At 62.1% G+C, this 17,133-nt stretch carries 14 protein-coding genes; 4 read left to right on the top strand and 10 right to left on the bottom strand.

The window, feature by feature from the left end; translation table 11 throughout:
• Positions 1-35 precede the first annotated feature (35 nt).
• The 7 genes from gabT to DMX11_RS09520 all read right to left on the bottom strand — a co-directional run bounded on the left by gabT (position 36) and on the right by DMX11_RS09520 (position 8,408).
• On the bottom strand, positions 36-1,328 hold the full coding sequence (gene gabT / locus DMX11_RS09550; protein WP_110744303.1) for a 4-aminobutyrate--2-oxoglutarate transaminase: 1,293 nt from the start codon (positions 1,326-1,328) through the stop codon (positions 36-38).
• 178 nt (positions 1,329-1,506) lie between these two features.
• Positions 1,507-2,589, bottom strand: a complete 1,083-nt coding sequence (locus tag DMX11_RS09545) for an ABC transporter ATP-binding protein (RefSeq protein WP_110744302.1) — start codon at positions 2,587-2,589, stop codon at positions 1,507-1,509.
• A 117-nt stretch (positions 2,590-2,706) separates the two neighbouring features.
• The gene (locus DMX11_RS09540) at positions 2,707-4,167 is read right to left on the bottom strand and encodes an NAD-dependent succinate-semialdehyde dehydrogenase (protein WP_110744301.1); all 1,461 of its coding nucleotides are present in this window, start codon (positions 4,165-4,167) and stop codon (positions 2,707-2,709) included.
• Positions 4,168-4,325: 158 nt separating this feature from the next.
• Positions 4,326-5,117, bottom strand: coding sequence for an ABC transporter permease (locus tag DMX11_RS09535; RefSeq protein ID WP_110744300.1), 792 nt, complete (start codon positions 5,115-5,117; stop codon positions 4,326-4,328).
• Between the two features lies 1 nt (position 5,118).
• Positions 5,119-5,934, bottom strand: a complete 816-nt coding sequence (locus DMX11_RS09530; RefSeq protein WP_256590560.1) for an ABC transporter permease — start codon at positions 5,932-5,934, stop codon at positions 5,119-5,121.
• 114 nt (positions 5,935-6,048) lie between these two features.
• Positions 6,049-7,104, bottom strand: a complete 1,056-nt coding sequence (locus tag DMX11_RS09525; protein WP_256590559.1) for an ABC transporter substrate-binding protein — start codon at positions 7,102-7,104, stop codon at positions 6,049-6,051.
• A 191-nt stretch (positions 7,105-7,295) separates the two neighbouring features.
• A complete protein-coding gene (locus tag DMX11_RS09520) occupies positions 7,296-8,408 on the bottom strand; it encodes a tartrate dehydrogenase (RefSeq protein WP_110744298.1) in 1,113 nt (370 codons plus the stop codon).
• A gap of 92 nt (positions 8,409-8,500) precedes the next feature.
• Between DMX11_RS09520 and DMX11_RS09515 the strand changes: the two genes are divergently transcribed.
• A complete protein-coding gene (locus DMX11_RS09515; RefSeq protein ID WP_110744297.1) occupies positions 8,501-9,403 on the top strand; it encodes a LysR substrate-binding domain-containing protein in 903 nt (300 codons plus the stop codon).
• A 195-nt stretch (positions 9,404-9,598) separates the two neighbouring features.
• On the opposite strand, the gene DMX11_RS09510 is transcribed toward DMX11_RS09515, so the two are convergent.
• On the bottom strand, positions 9,599-9,973 hold the full coding sequence (locus DMX11_RS09510; RefSeq protein WP_110744296.1) for a fe2+ zn2+ uptake regulation protein: 375 nt from the start codon (positions 9,971-9,973) through the stop codon (positions 9,599-9,601).
• Positions 9,974-10,171: 198 nt separating this feature from the next.
• Here DMX11_RS09510 and DMX11_RS09505 point away from each other — a divergent pair, with 198 nt between their 5' ends.
• The gene (locus DMX11_RS09505; protein ID WP_110744295.1) at positions 10,172-12,478 is read left to right on the top strand and encodes an acylase; all 2,307 of its coding nucleotides are present in this window, start codon (positions 10,172-10,174) and stop codon (positions 12,476-12,478) included.
• A 61-nt stretch (positions 12,479-12,539) separates the two neighbouring features.
• On the opposite strand, the gene DMX11_RS09500 is transcribed toward DMX11_RS09505, so the two are convergent.
• Together DMX11_RS09500 and DMX11_RS09495 are read right to left on the bottom strand one after the other, a co-directional pair.
• Positions 12,540-13,262, bottom strand: a complete 723-nt coding sequence (locus tag DMX11_RS09500; protein WP_012052537.1) for a UDP-2,3-diacylglucosamine diphosphatase — start codon at positions 13,260-13,262, stop codon at positions 12,540-12,542.
• Entirely contained in the window at positions 13,259-13,759 is a 501-nt protein-coding gene (locus tag DMX11_RS09495) for a peptidylprolyl isomerase (protein ID WP_110744294.1), read from the bottom strand. The genes DMX11_RS09500 and DMX11_RS09495 overlap by 4 nt, the downstream gene beginning before the upstream one ends.
• A gap of 247 nt (positions 13,760-14,006) precedes the next feature.
• On the opposite strand from DMX11_RS09495, the gene DMX11_RS09490 reads away from it, so the two are divergent.
• Both DMX11_RS09490 and cysS read left to right on the top strand, forming a co-directional pair.
• Positions 14,007-15,710, top strand: a complete 1,704-nt coding sequence (locus DMX11_RS09490; protein ID WP_110744293.1) for a glutamine--tRNA ligase/YqeY domain fusion protein — start codon at positions 14,007-14,009, stop codon at positions 15,708-15,710.
• A 9-nt stretch (positions 15,711-15,719) separates the two neighbouring features.
• Positions 15,720-17,102, top strand: coding sequence for a cysteine--tRNA ligase (gene cysS / locus DMX11_RS09485; RefSeq protein ID WP_110744292.1), 1,383 nt, complete (start codon positions 15,720-15,722; stop codon positions 17,100-17,102).
• The last annotated feature ends 31 nt before the right edge of the window (positions 17,103-17,133 follow it).

The raw sequence follows: 17,133 nt of genomic DNA, 5'->3' as shown, positions 1-17,133 counted from the left end.
GTGCCAAGGGCCGCGTCAGCGGCCTTGACGATCACTCAGGCACCTGCGGCATCCAGCGCCTGGCTAAGCATCTCCAAGGCCTCGGCCAGCTGCGCCGAGGTGGTGACCAGGGGCGCCAGGAAGCGCACCACATTGCGGTGCACGCCACACTTGATCACCAACAGGCCGGCCTGACGGGCTTCGTCAATCACCCGTTGGGCCAAGGCCGCGTCCGGGCTGTTGCTGGCATCCCCGGCGACCATCTCGATCGCTTGCATGAAGCCCAAGCCGCGTACCTCGCCGATACGAGGGTGGGCTTGTTGCAGGGCCAGCAAGCCTTGGTGCAGTTGGTGCGCCAAGGCTTCCCCCTGGGCCAGCAGATCTTGGCTCTCGAACAGATCCAGAACCGCCAGTGCGGCGGCGCAGGCCACGCCGTTACCGCCATAGGTGCCGCCCAGTCCGCCCGGCGACGGGGCATCCATGATCGCCGCACGGCCAACCACACCCGACAGCGGCATGCCGCCGGCCAGGCTTTTGGCAACCGTGACCAGGTCCGGCTGGATGCCGGCATGCTGGTAGCCGAACATTTTGCCGGTGCGGCCGAAACCGGCCTGGATCTCGTCCAGGATCAAGACGATGCCATGGCGATCACAACGCTCGCGCAGGCCCTGCAGAAACACCTTAGGTGCGGCAATGAAGCCGCCGTCACCTTGCACGGGCTCAATCAGGATGGCTGCGACCCGGTCGGGCGCGACGTCTGTGGCGAACAGCTCATCGAGCCGTGCCAGGGCTTCATCACTGTCGATGCCGCGATAAGGGTTGGGGTAGCAGGCGTGGTAGATCTCGGCCGGGAATGGGCCAAAGTTCTGTTTGTAGGGCTGGCTCATGCCGGTGAGCGTCACGCCCAGCAGGGTCCGGCCATGGAAGCCGCCAGTGAAGGAAACTACGGCGGGCCGGTTGGTGTGGCCACGGGCGATCTTGATGGCGTTTTCTACCGCTTCGGCCCCGGAGGTGAACAGCGCCGTCTTGTAGTGCTCGCCGTTGCCCACTAAAGCGTTCAGGCGTGCGGCGACGGCAATGTAGGGCTCGTAAGCCACGACCTGAAAGCTGGCATGGGACAGTTGCTGAACCTGGCGTTGCACGGCCTCGACAACGTTGGGGTGGTTGTGGCCGGTGTTGAGTACGCCAATGCCGCCAACGAAATCCAGGTAGCGGCGCCCATCGACATCCCACAACTCGGCCCCGCTGGCACGGGCCGCTACCAGGGGGTGGGCGGTGGCGATACCGCGTGGCACGTTTTCGTCGCGCCAGGCGAGCAGGCGTTGGTTTTCGCTCAGGGGTGGATTCATCGTAATCTCCAAGGCAAGTCAAGGGAGTGAGGGTGAGTTTCAGGATAAAGACTGGCCGTGGTGACAAGCGCTGAAGTTGGGGCGGCCGGTGGCGAGATCGGTTGATTTGCGGGGGTGTTGCGAAATATTACGCTGGGCAGTGGTCCTGGCCGGATGGCGAGGACCACGCCACGCGCGTTCAGCGTGCCTGGGGAACCACGATGGTGTCTTGTGGATGCAGGCGCATCCACAATGGTGCGCCGATCTGCGGCAGGCTCAGGTTACCTTCATGGTGGCTGGGCTGGCGCAGGCTGACCGTCGGGCCGCCATCGAGGACGACGAACACCTTCAGGCTCTCGCCTTGGAACACGATGTCCGAAACCCGGCCGTGCAGGCGGTTCCATTCCGGGCCTGCGCTGCCGTTGTCGAGTAGCAGTTTCTCCGATTGCAGCGCGAGGAACAGCGCACCGCTGGCCGGTACCTCACGGCTGGTACGCAGGGTGGTCGAGCCCAGGCACAGACCCGCGGAGCTGCGCTGCAGGGGCACCAGCGTGCTTTCACCGATGAAGCTGGCAACGAAGTCGTTGGCCGGGTGATCGTGAAGCCTGCGTGGGGTGTCCACCTGCACCAGTTTGCCGCCGCGCATGATCGCGATGCGGTCGCTCATGGTCAGGGCTTCGCGTTGGTCGTGGGTGACGTAGATCATGGTCGCACCCAGGCGCTTGTGCAGGGCGCGCAGTTCGATCTGCATGGTTTCGCGCAGTTGCTTGTCCAGTGCAGATAGCGGCTCGTCCATCAGGATCAGTTTGGGTTCGAAGACGATTGCCCGGGCCAGCGCCACACGCTGGCGTTGGCCACCGGACAAGGCGCTGATCGCACGGTCTTCATAGCCGGCCAGTTCAACTGTGGCCAGGGCCTTGGCTACCCGCTCGCGGCTGTTGTTGGCACTGACGCCGCGGGCGCGCAGCGCAAACGCGACGTTTTGCCCCACGGTCATGTGCGGGAACAATGCGTAGTTCTGGAATACCACACCGATGTCGCGTTTGTTGGGCGGCATCAAGGTGACGTCACGTTCGCCGAACAGAATGCTGCCCGAACTCACCCGCAAAAAGCCGCCGAGAATGCTCAGCAGTGTTGTCTTGCCCGAGCCGGAAGGCCCCAGCAGCGACATGAACTCCCCAGCCTCTACTTTCAGATCGACCTGATCCAGCGCCTTGAGGTTGCCATAGTGCTTGCTTACCTGGTGAACGGTGACCGATTCGAAACCATCAGTGAAATGCATCGCGAATTCTCCTGCGCAGGGCAACGGGGCCAGAGGGCTATGTTCATCTGAGCACAGCCGGTCAGCCGGTTCGTGCTGTTTTGCTCCGGTTCAAAAGTCAGATCTGCTACGTCGGGCTCAGCCCAGGCCACCCATGTGCCAAGCTTTGATCTCGAGGAACTCGTCCAGCCCGTATTTGGAGCCTTCGCGCCCGGTGCCCGACTGTTTCATGCCGCCGAATGGCGCCACCTCCATAGAGATGATCCCGGTGTTGAGGCCGACCATGCCGAACTCCAGGCGCTCGCCGACGCGCCAGGCGCGGCGCATGTCCTGGGTAAAGTAGTAGGCGCCCAGGCCGTAGGGCGTGGCGTTGGCGATTTCCAGCGCCTCGGACTCTTCAGTGAAGCGGAACAGCGGCGCCACCGGGCCGAACGTTTCTTCGCTGGCCAACAGCATGTCGGGACTGGCGTCACGCAGCACGGTTGGTTGCACGAACAGCCCATCGCGCTGAGGCAGGCCACCCGTGATCACCGAGGCGCCTTTGGCCAGGGCGTCGTCGATGTGTCGGTGCACTTTGTCCACGGCGGCCTCGTTGATCAGCGGGCCGAGAGTGACGCCTGGGCTGAAGGCATCGCCGACCTTGAGCTTGGCCACCTCGGCGCTGAGGCGTTCGGCGAAGCGGTCATAGATGCCGTCCTGCACCAGAATCCGGTTGGCACATACGCAGGTTTGACCGGCATTGCGGAACTTGCTCAGCATCACGCCCTGGATTGCCAGTTCAAGGTCAGCATCATCAAACACGATGAAGGGCGCGTTGCCGCCCAATTCTAGGCTCAGCCGCTTGATGGTGGCCGCGCACTGGCTCATCAGCAGCTGGCCGACCTTGGTCGAGCCAGTGAATGACAGCTTGCGTACACTGGGGTTGGCCGTCAGTTCGCTGCCGACGCCGGCGGGCAGCCCGGTCAGCACGTTGAACACCCCGGCTGGAATGCCTACTCGTTCAGCCAGCACCGCCAACGCCAAGGCCGACAGCGGAGTCAGTTCCGACGGTTTGACCACGATGGTGCAGCCTGCCGCCAAGGCCGGTGCGCACTTGCGAGTGATCATGGCATTGGGGAAGTTCCACGGCGTGATGGCGGCCACCACGCCGACCGGTTGCTTGAGCACCAGGATGCGCCGGTCGCTGGTGGGGGCGGGAATCGTGTCGCCATAAACACGCCGTGCTTCCTCGGCAAACCATTTGACGAAGCTGGCGCCGTAGCCGATTTCGCCTTTGGCTTCGGCCAATGGCTTGCCTTGCTCGGCACTCATGATTACTGCCAGATCGTCCTGGTTGGCCAGGATCGCCTGGTGCCAGGCTTCCAGTACTCGGGCCCGCTCAGCGGGCGGCACTTCGCGCCAGGCCTGAAAGCTGGCTTCAGCGGCGGCGATGGCACGGCGTGTTTCGCTGGCGCCCAGGGCCGGTACCTGGGCCAGGGTCTGGCCGTTGGCGGGGTTGATGACGGCCAGGGTGGCGCCGTCGTCGGCGTGGATCCATGCACCATTGGCATAGGATTTCTCAACCAGCAGGGACGGGTCGCGTAATTGCTCTTTCAACATGGGAATACCTTTAGCTTGGTTGCCGTGACGAGCAAATTGTAAGAAGCCGGCGCCAGCGCCCGATGCCAAATTGCACCGGGCGGGCAGTCAGAGATGCTGAATTGAGGGGGGTTACAACAGGACCTGCCGCGATGCTTCGAGGCGCCGCGGCAGGGGCTTCAAGCCTGCTTGTTGCGCCCGGCGATGACGACCAGCAGCAGCGAGGCGAGGATCAGCATGGAGCTGATGGCGGCGATGGTCGGGTCGATCTCGTCGCGCAGTGCGGTGAACATGCGCTTGGTGAGGGTCTGGTTGTCGCCGCCGGAGATGAACAGGGCCACCACGGTTTCATCCAGCGAGGTGATGAAGGCGAACAACGTTGCCGACACCACGCTCGGTTTGATCTGCGGCAGGGTTACGGCCATGAATGCGCGAAAGCGATTCATGCCAAGGCTGCGTGCCACCATTTCCTGGGACATGTCGAAATTGCGCAGACCTGCCAGCAAGGCGATGATCACGTAGGGCAGGGCCAGCATGATATGCGCCAGCACGAGGCCGATCAGCGAACTGACCAGTCCGACCCGGGCATAAACGAAAAACACGCCGGCCGCGATCAGGATGATTGGCACCATCATCGGTAACAGCAGGATGATCTGCAGGGTGCGTATGATCTTGAGCGTCGAGTTGTTGATCGCGTAGGCCGCCGCCATCCCCACCGGCAGCGAGATCAGGGTCGTGGCCAGGGCGGTGATCAGGCTGACCTTGGCGGCGCTCATCCATTCGATGCTCTGGAAGAATGCCGCATACCAGTTCAGCGACCACTCCTTGGGCGGAAACTGCAGGAAGCGGGCTTCGGAGAATGACATCGGTACCACGATAAGCACCGGCACGATCAGATAGGCGAGGATCATCGCCACCAGCAGCCCGAACATAACGTTCGAGATGCGCAGGTTGGAGAACAAGGCTTTCATGTCAGCGCGCTCCCAGAACACGTTCGATCGGGATGAAGCGGTTGATGCCCCAGAAAATCAGGAACACCACCAACAGAAGGACCAGGCCTACGGCACTTGCAGCGCCCCAGGCGTGATACAGCTCGACATTGCGTTGCACCAGCATCGACACCAGGATGGTGCGCCCGCCACCCAGCAGCTCGGGGGTGATGAAGAAGCCCAGGCAGATTACGAACACCAGGATGGAGCCTGCCATGACGCCGGGGGCAGCCATCGGCAGGAACACTCGACGGAACGAATAGAACGGCGAGGCGCCCAGGCTGCTGGAGGCTTGCAGCAGGTCCTGGGGGATCTTGCGCATCACCGCGTACAAAGGCAGCACCATGAACGGCAACATCACATGCAAGGTACCTATCACGGTGCCGGTGGTGTTGTGCATCAAGTTCAATGGCTTGTCGATCAGGCCCAGGTCGAGCAGGGTCTGGTTGACCAGGCCGCGTCGCTGCAACAGCACCAGCCAGGCGTAGGAGCGCACCAGTACGCTGGTCCAGAAGGGGATGATCACGCAGACCAGAATCAAGTTGCCCCACACCCCCTGGAGCCGCGCTGCGGCGTAGGCGATGGGGAAGCCCAGCAAGATCGAAAGTAGGGTAACGATCAGGCTGATCTTGAAGGTCAGGGCGAAGGTGTCCCAGTAGATGCGCTCTTCGAAGATACGCAGGTAATTGGCCAAGGTGAAGCCATCGTCACCCTGCACCGACTGCAGGGCCAGCCAGCCCAAGGGCAGTATCAGCAACACCACGACCATCAGCAACGCCGGCAGCAGCAAGAGCAGCATGCTCGTGTGCTCCTTGCGTTCTTCACGTCGCAGTGCCTCGGGCGTGGTCATGAGGGCTGGGCCTGCGTGGGGCATCGACTGTGCGAGATAAGCCTGTGTCATGTCGGCCTCCGGTCACTGCTTCTGCACGAATGACAACCAGCGCTCTTCTGCCTTGACCCCTTCGGCTGACGCCCACCATTGGGCTGATAACAGGGCCTGGCGCTGCATGTTGTCGGGCGAGGAGGGCAGTTCGGTGGCGCGTTTGGCCGGGATGATGCCGGCCTCGAAGGCTTTGGGGTTCAGCGGGCCGTAGTCGATGATCATCGGCAAGGCGGCCTGGAGGCGGGCATCAATCAATTCGTTGACGAACTTCATCGCTGCATCACGGTGCTTGGTGCCTTTGAGCACGCACAACGAATTGGTTTCGAGGATGCCCTGGTCGTAGGTGAACGTCACCGGAGCACCGTCCGCCTGCACGGCGCTGATACGGCCGTTCCAAGCCTGGATCATGTCGACTTCGCCGTCGCTGATCAGCTGCGCCGATTGCCCGCCGGAGGTCCACCAAGTGGCGATGTGCGGTTTGATTTGCTCGAGCTTCTTGAATGCGCGGTCGACGTCCAGCGGGTAAAGTTTGTCGGGCGCTACGCCGTCTGCCAACAGGGCGATCTCCAGGGTAGGGCGTGGCAGGTTGCGCAACGACCGTTCGCCTGGATACTTGTCTGTATTCCAGAAGTCAGCCCAGGTTTTTGGCGCGTCGCCCTTGCCGAAGGCATCGGTGCGGTAGGCCAGCACGGTGGAGTAGCTGATGTAGCCGACGCTGTAGTCATCCTTGAGTGCGTCCGGCAGCTGGGCGGCATTTGGAATCATGGCGAGGTCGAGCTTCTCGAACAGGCCTTCTTCTTCGCCGCGGATGCAGTCGCCGGTGGGGAGGTCGACCACATCCCAGCTCACATTGCCGCTTTGCACCTGCGTCTTGATGATCGGATAGGCCTTGGGTGAGCTGTCCTGCTTAAGGGTCAAGCCGAGCTTCTTGGCCGCTGGCTCCAGGATCGCCTTGCTTTGTGCTTCCTGGTAGGCGCCGCCCTGTGAGACGAAGGTGATCGAGTCTGCAGCCTGGGCAAGCGATGCGCTGCCGATCAGCAGGGTGAGGGTGCAAAGCTGCCAGGTGCGTAGCGTAGACATTGTCATGTGCAAAACTCCCATTCGGATGTGGGCAGGTGCAGGATGCGAGCGGGGCGCGGTCTTATCGGGCCGCTGTGTGGTTGACCCCTCGGTGTAATGTACCGGCAGGGCCCAGGCGCAAGGGCGCACAAATGGGCGCTGCGAGAGTGCTTTATTGCAAAAACCGAGGGGTTGACGGCATATCGTGCGCAGAGGGCTCAGTCATGCCGGTTTGAAGGCCCGAGCCGGGCCAGGGTGTCGCTGATGGCGGCGCCCACCTGCTGGGTGGAAAGTGTGCCGCCCATGTCAGGTGTGACCGAACCGTCGGCAATTACCCGTTCGATGGCCTTGAGCATGTCGTCGTGGGCGCGCTGGTAACGCTCATCTCCCTGGCCCAGGAATTCCAGCATCAGCGCACCTGACCAGATCATCGCGATCGGGTTGGCGATGTTCTTGCCGAAGATGTCCGGTGCAGAACCATGCACAGGTTCGAACAGTGACGGGAAGTTGCGTTCAGGGTTTAGGTTGGCCGACGGCGCAATGCCAATGGTACCCGCGCAGGCCGGCCCCAGGTCCGACAATATGTCGCCGAACAGGTTGGACGCCACCACGACATCGAAGCGCTCTGGCTGCAACACGAAACGCGCACAGAGGATGTCGATATGCTGCTTGTCCCAGCTGACGTGCGGATAGTGAGCCGCCATTGCTTCGGTGCGCTTGTCCCAGTACGGCATGCTGATGGCCATACCGTTGGACTTGGTGGCCGAAGTCACGTGCTTGCGCTCGCGTTTCTCGGCGAGGTCGAACGCGTACTTGAGGATACGATCGACGCCACGGCGGGTGAAGATCGATTCCTGAATGACGATTTCGTTTTCAGTGTTCTCGAACATGATGCCACCGAGCGACGAGTATTCGCCTTCGGTGTTTTCCCGCACCACCACGAAATCGATGTCGCCGACCTTGCGGTTGGCCAAGGCGCACGGCACCCCTGGGAACAGGCGCACCGGGCGGATGTTCACGTACTGGTCGAACTCGCGGCGGAACTTGAGCAGAGAGCCCCACAGGGAAATGTGGTCAGGTACCTTGTCAGGCCAACCCACGGCGCCGAAGTAGATGGCGTCGTATTGCTTGAGTTGTTCGGCCCAGTCATCCGGCATCATCTTGCCGTGTTGCAAGTAGTAGTCGCAGCTGGCCCATTCGAAGGTGTCGAACTCCAGCGCCAGGCCATGCTTGAGCGCGGCGGCTTGCAATACACGGATGCCTTCTGGCATGACTTCGAGGCCGATACCGTCCCCAGGGATGGCAGCGATGCGGAAAGAATGTGCAGGCATGGCAGTTGCTCTGTTCGATGAAGGAAGCACTAGGCTAATCCTATTCGTTTCGGACACAATCAGCTTCTCTGTTGAAACTTGGTTTCTGATTCGTGAATAATTTGCCTAGCCTGCACGATCTCAAGGTATTTCTGCTGGTCGCACGCCGCTTCAGCTTCACGGCCGCCGCAGATGAACTGGGGATGTCTCCTGCGTTCGTCAGCAAGCGCATCAGAGCGCTGGAGCAAGACCTGAGCCTGCGTCTGCTGCACCGCTCAACCCGTAGCGTGACGCTGACCGACGAGGGTGAGCGGGTCAGCCGCTGGGCACAGCAGTTGCTGTATCAGGTGAGTCAACTGGGCGATGAGATCGATGCCCTACACGGCGAGCCCAAGGGTTTGTTGCGAGTGGTGAGTAGCCCCGGTCTTGGGCGGCGGATGGTTGCCCCGGCTTTGGCGGAGCTGGCTGCGCGCTACCCAGGCCTGGATATTCGTCTTGATGTTCAGGATCGCCTGGTCGATTTGGTAGAGGAGGGCGTTGACCTGGACATTCGTGTGGGTAACGACCTCCCCCCCGATGTCATCGCCAAGCCGCTGGCGCAAAATCACCGGGTGCTGTGTGCCAGCCCGCACTACCTGCGCGCCCATGGTACACCGGCTTCGTTGAGCGACCTTGGGCACCACGATTGCCTGGTGATCAAGGAGCGCGATCACCCTTTTGGCGTATGGAACCTGGCGGGCCCCAGAGGCCCGGAGACGGTGAAGGTAACCGGCAGTTTATCGACCAACAACGGTGAAATCGCTCGTCAGTGGTGCTTGGATGGGCGTGGCATATTGCTGCGTTCGATGTGGGACATCAAAGATGACTTACAGTCAGCACGGTTGGTGCAGGTGCTCGGTGAGTACTGGCAGGCCGCGGATATCTGGGCAGTGCATACATCGCCTTTGCTCAATTCGGCGAAGGTGAAAGTGACCGTGGAGTTTCTCAGTGAGTATTTTCGGGGGCGTTCTAGTTAAGTATGACTACAGCGTGGCTGCCCCTTCCTTGAAGCGAAGCATTCTTTGCTTTAAGCAAGGGGCAGTGGGTAGTGGGTACAACCCAAAGCCGGTATTCGTCCCGCATGTCCGGCGATTCGCCAGCACGCCATCTGACCCACCTCAAGTCTGGCTGAAAAATCAGACCGGTATGAGAACCTAGGGCAGGCCATGCGCTTAGCGCGAGGGTGCCTGTTCCAGGACGGCACGTGCCTGCGGATCCAGGCTGTAACACTTGTCGCTACCTAGCTGGATGACGCCTTCGGCGCATAGCCGCTTGAGTACTTCGCGAACGCTGAGAAACGACAGGGGAATGTCCAGCTGTTCCAATTGTGCATGCACGCCCCGCACGCCAATACTGCGGCCATTGCGATCGGCTGCGTGCAAGGCGTCGATCACCTTGAGGCGAATCAGGCTGGTACGCAGGCCGAAGGTGCGCAGCAGCTCACGTATCTGCTCGTTGCCGATGCGTTCGTCAGCGAAAGCGTCCTGTCCTTTGGGCGCTTTGCCTGGGACGCGCCCGGCCTGGATCGAGGGTTGCGGGTTGTACATGTGAATGCTCCTTTTCGTGGACGAACCCGAAATATGGGTGCCTCACTTAATAGGACGAATGAGAACGCGAAAACTGCAACCCACTCGGAAAAAAAATGCCTGTTTCTCATCAAGACGTTCCATCGCCCGGTAAAGCGTAAAATTTTCATCTGGCCATTCGTCTGATCGGGATGACCCCCCTGAACCTGAGGAGTGCCCGTGTTCCCACTTTCCCGTCCGATGAGTTGCGCCGGCCTGGCTGCCGTCCTGGTGGCCCTTGGCATCGGCACGCAGGCGCACGCCGCCGCGGATGCCAGTGCGCAGATTCGCCGCACCAGTTACGGCGTGCCGCATATCGTGGCCAAGGATGAGCGTGGCCTGGGCTATGGCGTCGGCTATGCCTACGCGCAAGACAACCTGTGCTTGCTGGCCAATGAAGTGCTGACCGTGAGCGGTGAGCGCTCACGTCATTTCGGTGCCAAGGGCAAAACGCTTGAGCAGCGCGACAACCTCGCCAGCGACCTGTTCTTCACCTGGCTCAACAGCCCGGCGGCGGTCGATGCGTTTTTGCAGGCGCAGCCGGCGCCGGTACAGGCATTGCTGGCCGGTTATGCCAGTGGCTACAACCGGGCGCTGGCGGAGCGCCGCAGCCAGGGCCTGCCCGCCGAGTGCGGCAACGGCGAGTGGGTGCGGCCCATCACCAGCAAAGACCTGGTCAAGCTGACCCGTCGTTTGCTGGCGGAGGGTGGCGCCGGGCAATTCGTCGAGGCACTGGTAGGGGCGCACCCGCCCGGGCAGAGCCGCGAGCAGACGGCGGCTGGCTTTGCAGCTGCGCTGGCCCGGCAAGAGCGGTTTGCCTCGGAGCGGGGCAGCAATGCCGTGGCCGTGGGTGCGCAGCGCTCGGCCAATGGTCGCGGCCTGTTGCTGGCCAACCCGCACTTCCCGTGGATGGGCGGCATGCGCTTCTACCAGATGCAGCTGACCATTCCGGGCCATCTCGATGTGATGGGCGCAGCGTTGCCGGGCCTGCCGATGATCAATATTGGTTTCAACCAGCACCTGGCCTGGACCCACACCGTCGACACCTCGAAGCATTTCACCCTCTACCGTCTGCAGCTCGACCCCAAGGACCCGACCCGTTACCTGCTCGATGGCAAGTCGCTGCCGCTGGCCCGGCAAACCCTCAGCGTGACGGTCAGGGCCGAGGATGGCAGCCTGAGCCAGGTCGAGCGGCAGGTCTACAGCTCGCAGTTCGGCCCAGTGGTGCAATGGCCAGGGCGCCTGGACTGGGATGCGCAGGCGGCCTACAGCGTGCGTGACGCCAACCTTGAGAATACGCGGGTGCTGCAGCAGTGGTACCAGATCAACCGTGCCGACAGCCTGGCGACATTGAAGGGGTCGGTCGAGCAGTTGCAGGGCATCCCTTGGGTCAACACGCTGGCCGTGGACCAGGCTGGCCGCGCGTTGTACCTGAACCAGTCGGTGGTGCCGTATGTGGATCAGCAGTTGCTGGAAACCTGCAGCAACCCGCAGGTGCAAGGGCGTCTGGTGGTGCTGGATGGTTCGCGCAGCGCCTGTCAATGGAAAGTCGATGCCCAGGCGGCGCAACCGGGCATCTTCCCGGCGCGGCTGCTACCAAGCCTTGAACGGGATGACTTCGTGCAGAACTCCAACGACCCAGCCTGGATGGCCAACCCGGCACAGCCGCTGACTGGCTACTCGCCGCTGATCAGCCGCAATGACCAACCGCTGGGCATGCGTGGTCGATTTGCCCTGCAGCGCCTGCAGGGCTCGGCGCGGTTGGGTATCGATGACCTGCAGCGAATGGTGACCGATGACGAGGTCTACCTGGCCAGCCTGGTGCTGCCAGACCTGTTGCAATGGTGCAAAGGCGCCGGGGCCGACGTGCAGGCTGTGTGCAGCAGCCTGGCCGCCTGGAACGGCAAGGCCGACCTCGACAGCGGCATTGGCCTGGTGCATTTCCAGAATCTGTTCGATGCCTTGGCCGAGCACCCGGAAAGCTGGCGAGTGGCATTCAACCCGGCTGACCCGCAGCATACGCCGCGCGGCCTGGCTGTCGAGCAGGCGGCCGTGAGCAAGCTGGTACATCAGGCAGCCCTGGCGTCGCTCAAGCAAGTCAGTGAAAGTGGCGTGGCCGGGGAGGCACGCTGGGGGCAGGTGCAACAGGCCCTGGATGGCACGCCGGTTCCAGGCGGCCCGCAGGCGCTAGGAGTTTACAACGCGATCTACAGCGTGCCGCGTGGGCAGGGCAAGCGGCTGGTGGTCAGTGGTACCAGCTACCTGCAACTGGTCAGCTTTACCGACAAGGGGCCGGAGGCGCGTGGGCTGGTGGCGTTCTCCCAGTCGAGCGAAGCGGCTTCTGCGCATGCCAGTGACCAGACCAAGGCCTTTGCGGCCAAGCAGCTGGCGGTGATTCCGTTTACAGAGGCGCAGATCAAGGCAGACCCGGCGTATCGGGAAGTGGTGATCAGTGAGCGGGACAAAGGGGCGGTGGTTCAGCAGTGAGGCCTGCTGGCCTCTTCGCGGGCAAGCCTGCGAAGAGGTCGGCCCTCCCAACCCTGTAATGTCAGGAAAACTCGAACGGCGCCAGCTGAAACCCTTGTTCATCTACCTGCAACGCCCAGCCGCGGCGGTCCCAGTCGCCCAGTACGATGCGCCGTGCCGGCTGGCCATCGACCACCAGCTTGTGAATCGCTGGCCGGTGGGTATGGCCGTGCACCAACGTGCGCACGCCATGCGCCGCCATCACCTTGGGTACTTCCTCTGGCGTGACGTCGACGATTTCAGTGGACTTCATCCGCACTTGCGTGCGGCTTTCGCTGCGCAGCTTGCGTGCCAGCTTGTAGCGGGCCGACAGCGGCAGGTGGCGGAGGATCCACAAGCTCAGCGGGTTGCGCAGCAGGCGGCGCATCTTCATGTAGCCCAGGTCGCGGGTGCACAGGGTGTCGCCATGCATCAGCAGCACCTGCTCACCACCCAGCTCGATCACGCTGGGGTCGCTCAACAATGTGCAGCCAGCGGCATCGCAGAACGCCTGGCCTATCAGGAAGTCACGGTTGCCATGCATCAGGTAGATGGCCGTGCCACTGTCGCTCAGCCGGCGCATGGCCTGGCAGATCGACTGCTGGAAGGGCGTCATGGCGTCGTCGCCAATCCACGCTTCGAAGAAATCGCCAAGGATGTACAGCGCCTTGGCGTGGCGGGCACGGCCGTCTAGCAGATCAAGAAACGCCCGGGAAATGTCCGGGCGCTCTTCTTGCAAATGCAGATCGGAGATCAGCAGTATCACTCAATGATCTCGGCTTTCTCGATGACCACGTCGTCCTTCGGTACGTCCTGGTGGCCAGCCTTGGAGCCGGTAGCCACTTTTTCGATGGCGTCAACCACTTCACGGCCTTCGATCACTTCACCAAACACCGCGTAGCCCCAGCCCTGGACGTTCTTGCCGCTGTGGTTGAGGAAGTCGTTGTCGGAGGCATTGATGAAGAACTGTGCCGAAGCAGAGTGCGGCTCCATGGTGCGAGCCATGGCGATGCTGTACTTGGTGTTCTTCAGGCCGTTGTCAGCTTCATTCTGGATGCTGGCGCGGGTTTTCTTCTGGTTCATGCCTGGCTCGAAGCCGCCGCCCTGGATCATGAAGCCCTTGATCACACGGTGGAACACCGTGTTGTCGAAGTGGCCGTCTTTGACGTATTGAACGAAGTTCTCAACAGTTTGCGGAGCTTTTTCGGCGTTCAGTTGCAGGACGATAGCGCCGTGGTTGGTGCTCAGTTTGACTTTGGACATGCTGAAACTCGCTCTTTCAAGGCAATCAGAAATTAGGGTGCGCAGGACGCGGGTTACCACCTGACGCAGGATCAGGCGATCACGACACATGGCGCGCACCGGCCATTTTGCCAGGCCGCGGCAAAAAGCGTGATAAATCACGCCAGTTTGTCCGGGCCCGACTGTCAGCAGCTTGACTGCTTCGGCTATGATAGGCCCTTTGATTCAATCGGCCTACCCAGGCCGGACACGTGCATTCAAGGATCCTATGAGCAAGCCCACTGCCGACAACGCGCCCAACGCCGCTGCCAAAGGCGCCCCCGCTGTCCCTGCGAACTTCCTGCGGCCGATCATCCAGGCCGACCTGGACTCGGGCAAGCACAGCAGTATCGTCACCCGTTTCCCGCCGGAGCCCAATGGTTATCTGCACATCGGCCACGCCAAGTCGATCTGCGTCAACTTCGGCCTGGCCAAGGAATTCGGCGGCGTCTGCCACCTGCGCTTCGACGACACCAACCCGGCCAAGGAAGACCAGGAGTACATCGACGCCATCCAGAGCGATGTGAAGTGGCTGGGCTTCGACTGGGCCGGCGACGTGCGCTATGCCTCCGACTATTTCGACCAGTTGCACGACTGGGCGGTCGAGCTGATCAAGCGCGGCAAGGCCTACGTCTGCGACCTCACCCCCGAGCAGGCCAAGGAATACCGCGGCAACCTCAAGGAGCCGGGCAAGAACAGCCCGTTCCGCGAGCGCAGCGTGGAAGAAAACCTCGACCTGTTCGCACGCATGAAGGCTGGCGAATTCCAGGACGGCGAGCGTGTGCTGCGGGCCAAGATCGACATGGCTTCGCCGAACATGAACCTGCGCGATCCGATCCTGTATCGCATCCGTCATGCCCACCACCACCAGACCGGTGACAAGTGGTGCATCTACCCCAACTACGACTTCACCCACGGCCAGTCGGATGCCATCGAGGGTATTACCCACTCGATCTGCACCCTGGAATTTGAAGGGCATCGTCCGCTGTACGACTGGTTCCTCGACCACCTGCCAGTGCCGGCCCACCCGCGCCAGTATGAGTTCAGCCGCCTGAACCTGAACTACACCATCACCTCCAAGCGCAAGCTCAAGCAGCTGGTGGACGAAAAGCACGTCGACGCCTGGGACGACCCACGCATGTCGACCCTGTCCGGCTTCCGTCGCCGCGGCTACACCCCCGCGTCTATCCGCAACTTCTGCGAAATGATCGGCACCAACCGTTCCGACGGCGTGGTGGACATGTCGATGCTGGAGTTCAGCATCCGTGACGACCTGGACCGTACTGCACCGCGCGCCATGTGCGTGCTGCGCCCGCTCAAGGTGGTCATCACCAACTACCCGGAAGGGCAGGTCGAGCAGCTGGAGCTGCCGCGTCACCCTAAAGAAGACATGGGCGTGCGCGTGCTGCCGTTCTCCCGCGAGCTGTACATCGACCGCGACGATTTCATGGAAGAGCCGCCGAAGGGCTACAAGCGCCTGGAACCGGCCGGTGAAGTGCGTCTGCGTGGCAGCTATGTGATCCGCGCCGATGAGGCGATCAAGGACGCTGACGGCAATATCGTCGAGCTGCGCTGCTCGTACGACCCGGACACCCTCGGCAAGAACCCGGAAGGCCGCAAGGTCAAAGGCGTGATCCACTGGGTTCCGGCTGAAGGCAGCGTCGAGTGCGAAGTGCGCCTGTACGACCGGCTGTTCCGCTCGCCGAACCCGGAAAAGACCGAGGAGGGCGGTAGCTTCCTCGACAACATCAACCCGGGTTCGCTGCAAGTGCTCACGGGTTGCCGCGCCGAGCCGTCGCTGGCCCAGGCGCAGCCCGAAGATCGCTTCCAGTTCGAGCGCGAAGGTTACTTCTGCGCCGACCTGAAAGACAGCCAGCCGGGCCGCCCGGTGTTCAACCGCACTGTCACCCTGCGTGACTCCTGGGGCAGCTGAGGAACCGCCGTGCTTACCATCTACAACACGCTGAGCAAAACCAAGGAAGCCTTCAAGCCGCTGGATGGCAACAAGGTGCGCATGTACGTGTGCGGCATGACCGTGTACGACTACTGCCACCTTGGTCATGGCCGCAGCATGGTGGCGTTCGACCTGGTCACCCGCTGGCTGCGCAAGAGCGGCTACGCGTTGACCTATGTGCGCAACATCACCGACATCGATGACAAAATCATCAATCGGGCCAACGAGAACGGCGAAACCTTCGACGCCCTCACTGCCCGCATGATCGACGCGATGCACGAAGACGAGCGCCGTCTGAACATCCTGCCGCCGGACCAGGAGCCGCGTGCCACCGACCATATCGCCGGTATGCACGCGATGATCCAGACCCTGATCGACAAAGGCTATGCCTACGCTCCGGGCAATGGCGACGTGTACTACCGTGTCGGCAAGTTTGTCGGCTATGGCAAGCTGTCGCGCAAGAAGATCGAAGACCTGCGTATCGGTGCCCGCATCGAGGTCGACGAAGCCAAGCAGGACCCGTTGGACTTCGTGCTATGGAAAGGCGTCAAGCCGGGTGAGCCAAGCTGGGAATCGCCATGGGGCCCGGGTCGCCCGGGCTGGCACATCGAGTGCTCGGTGATGTCCACCTGCTGCCTGGGTGACAGCTTCGACATTCACGGCGGCGGCAGCGACCTGGAATTCCCGCACCACGAGAACGAGATTGCCCAGAGCGAGGCGGCCACCGGCAAGCAGTACGCCAACGCCTGGATGCATTGCGGCATGATCCGTATCAATGGCGAGAAGATGTCCAAGTCGTTGAACAACTTCTTCACCATCCGCGACGTGCTCGAGAAGTATCACCCGGAAGTGGTGCGTTACCTGCTGGTCGCCAGCCATTACCGCAGTGCTATCAACTACTCGGAAGACAGCCTGCGCGATGCCAAGGGTGCTCTGGAGCGCTTCTACCACGCCCTGCGCGGCTTGCCACGGGTGGCGGCCAAGGGTGGCGAGGCGTTTGTCGAGCGTTTCAGCGTGGCGATGAACGACGACTTCGGCACCCCCGAAGCCTGCGCCGTGCTGTTCGATCTGGTGCGGGAGATCAACCGCCTGCGCGACAGCGACGTGGAGGCTGCTGCCGGCCTGGCCGGTCGTCTGCGTGAGCTGGGTGACGTGCTGGGTGTGCTGCAACTGGAAGCCGATGACTTCCTGCGTGCCGGTGCCGAAGGCAAGGTCGATGCGGCGGAAGTCGAAGGCTTGATCCAGGCGCGCCTGCAGGCGCGTGCGGACAAGAACTGGGCCGAGTCGGACCGCATTCGCGACCAGCTGACTGCCATGGGCGTGGTGCTGGAGGACAGCAAGGGCACGACGACCTGGCGTCTGGCTGACTAAAGCAATTGGGGCCGCAAAGCGGCCCCAATTT

The organism is Pseudomonas sp. LB-090624, from assembly GCF_003205205.1.
Taxonomy (GTDB): domain Bacteria; phylum Pseudomonadota; class Gammaproteobacteria; order Pseudomonadales; family Pseudomonadaceae; genus Aquipseudomonas.
This window is presented reverse-complemented; position numbering and strand designations above follow the sequence as displayed.

Bases quoted from the DNA above. Each gene is read 5' to 3' on its own strand.
- DMX11_RS09510 (WP_110744296.1), bottom strand. From the start codon at position 9,973: ATGTACAACCCGCAACCCTCGATCCAGGCCGGGCGCGTCCCAGGCAAA.
- DMX11_RS09520 (WP_110744298.1), bottom strand. From the start codon at position 8,408: ATGCCTGCACATTCTTTCCGCATCGCTGCCATCCCTGGGGACGGTATC.
- gabT (WP_110744303.1), bottom strand. From the start codon at position 1,328: ATGAATCCACCCCTGAGCGAAAACCAACGCCTGCTCGCCTGGCGCGAC.
- DMX11_RS09525 (WP_256590559.1), bottom strand. From the start codon at position 7,104: ATGACAATGTCTACGCTACGCACCTGGCAGCTTTGCACCCTCACCCTG.
- DMX11_RS09495 (WP_110744294.1), bottom strand. From the start codon at position 13,759: ATGTCCAAAGTCAAACTGAGCACCAACCACGGCGCTATCGTCCTGCAA.
- DMX11_RS09545 (WP_110744302.1), bottom strand. From the start codon at position 2,589: ATGCATTTCACTGATGGTTTCGAATCGGTCACCGTTCACCAGGTAAGC.
- DMX11_RS09535 (WP_110744300.1), bottom strand. From the start codon at position 5,117: ATGAAAGCCTTGTTCTCCAACCTGCGCATCTCGAACGTTATGTTCGGG.
- DMX11_RS09540 (WP_110744301.1), bottom strand. From the start codon at position 4,167: ATGTTGAAAGAGCAATTACGCGACCCGTCCCTGCTGGTTGAGAAATCC.
- DMX11_RS09490 (WP_110744293.1), top strand. From the start codon at position 14,007: ATGAGCAAGCCCACTGCCGACAACGCGCCCAACGCCGCTGCCAAAGGC.
- DMX11_RS09530 (WP_256590560.1), bottom strand. From the start codon at position 5,934: ATGCTGCTCTTGCTGCTGCCGGCGTTGCTGATGGTCGTGGTGTTGCTG.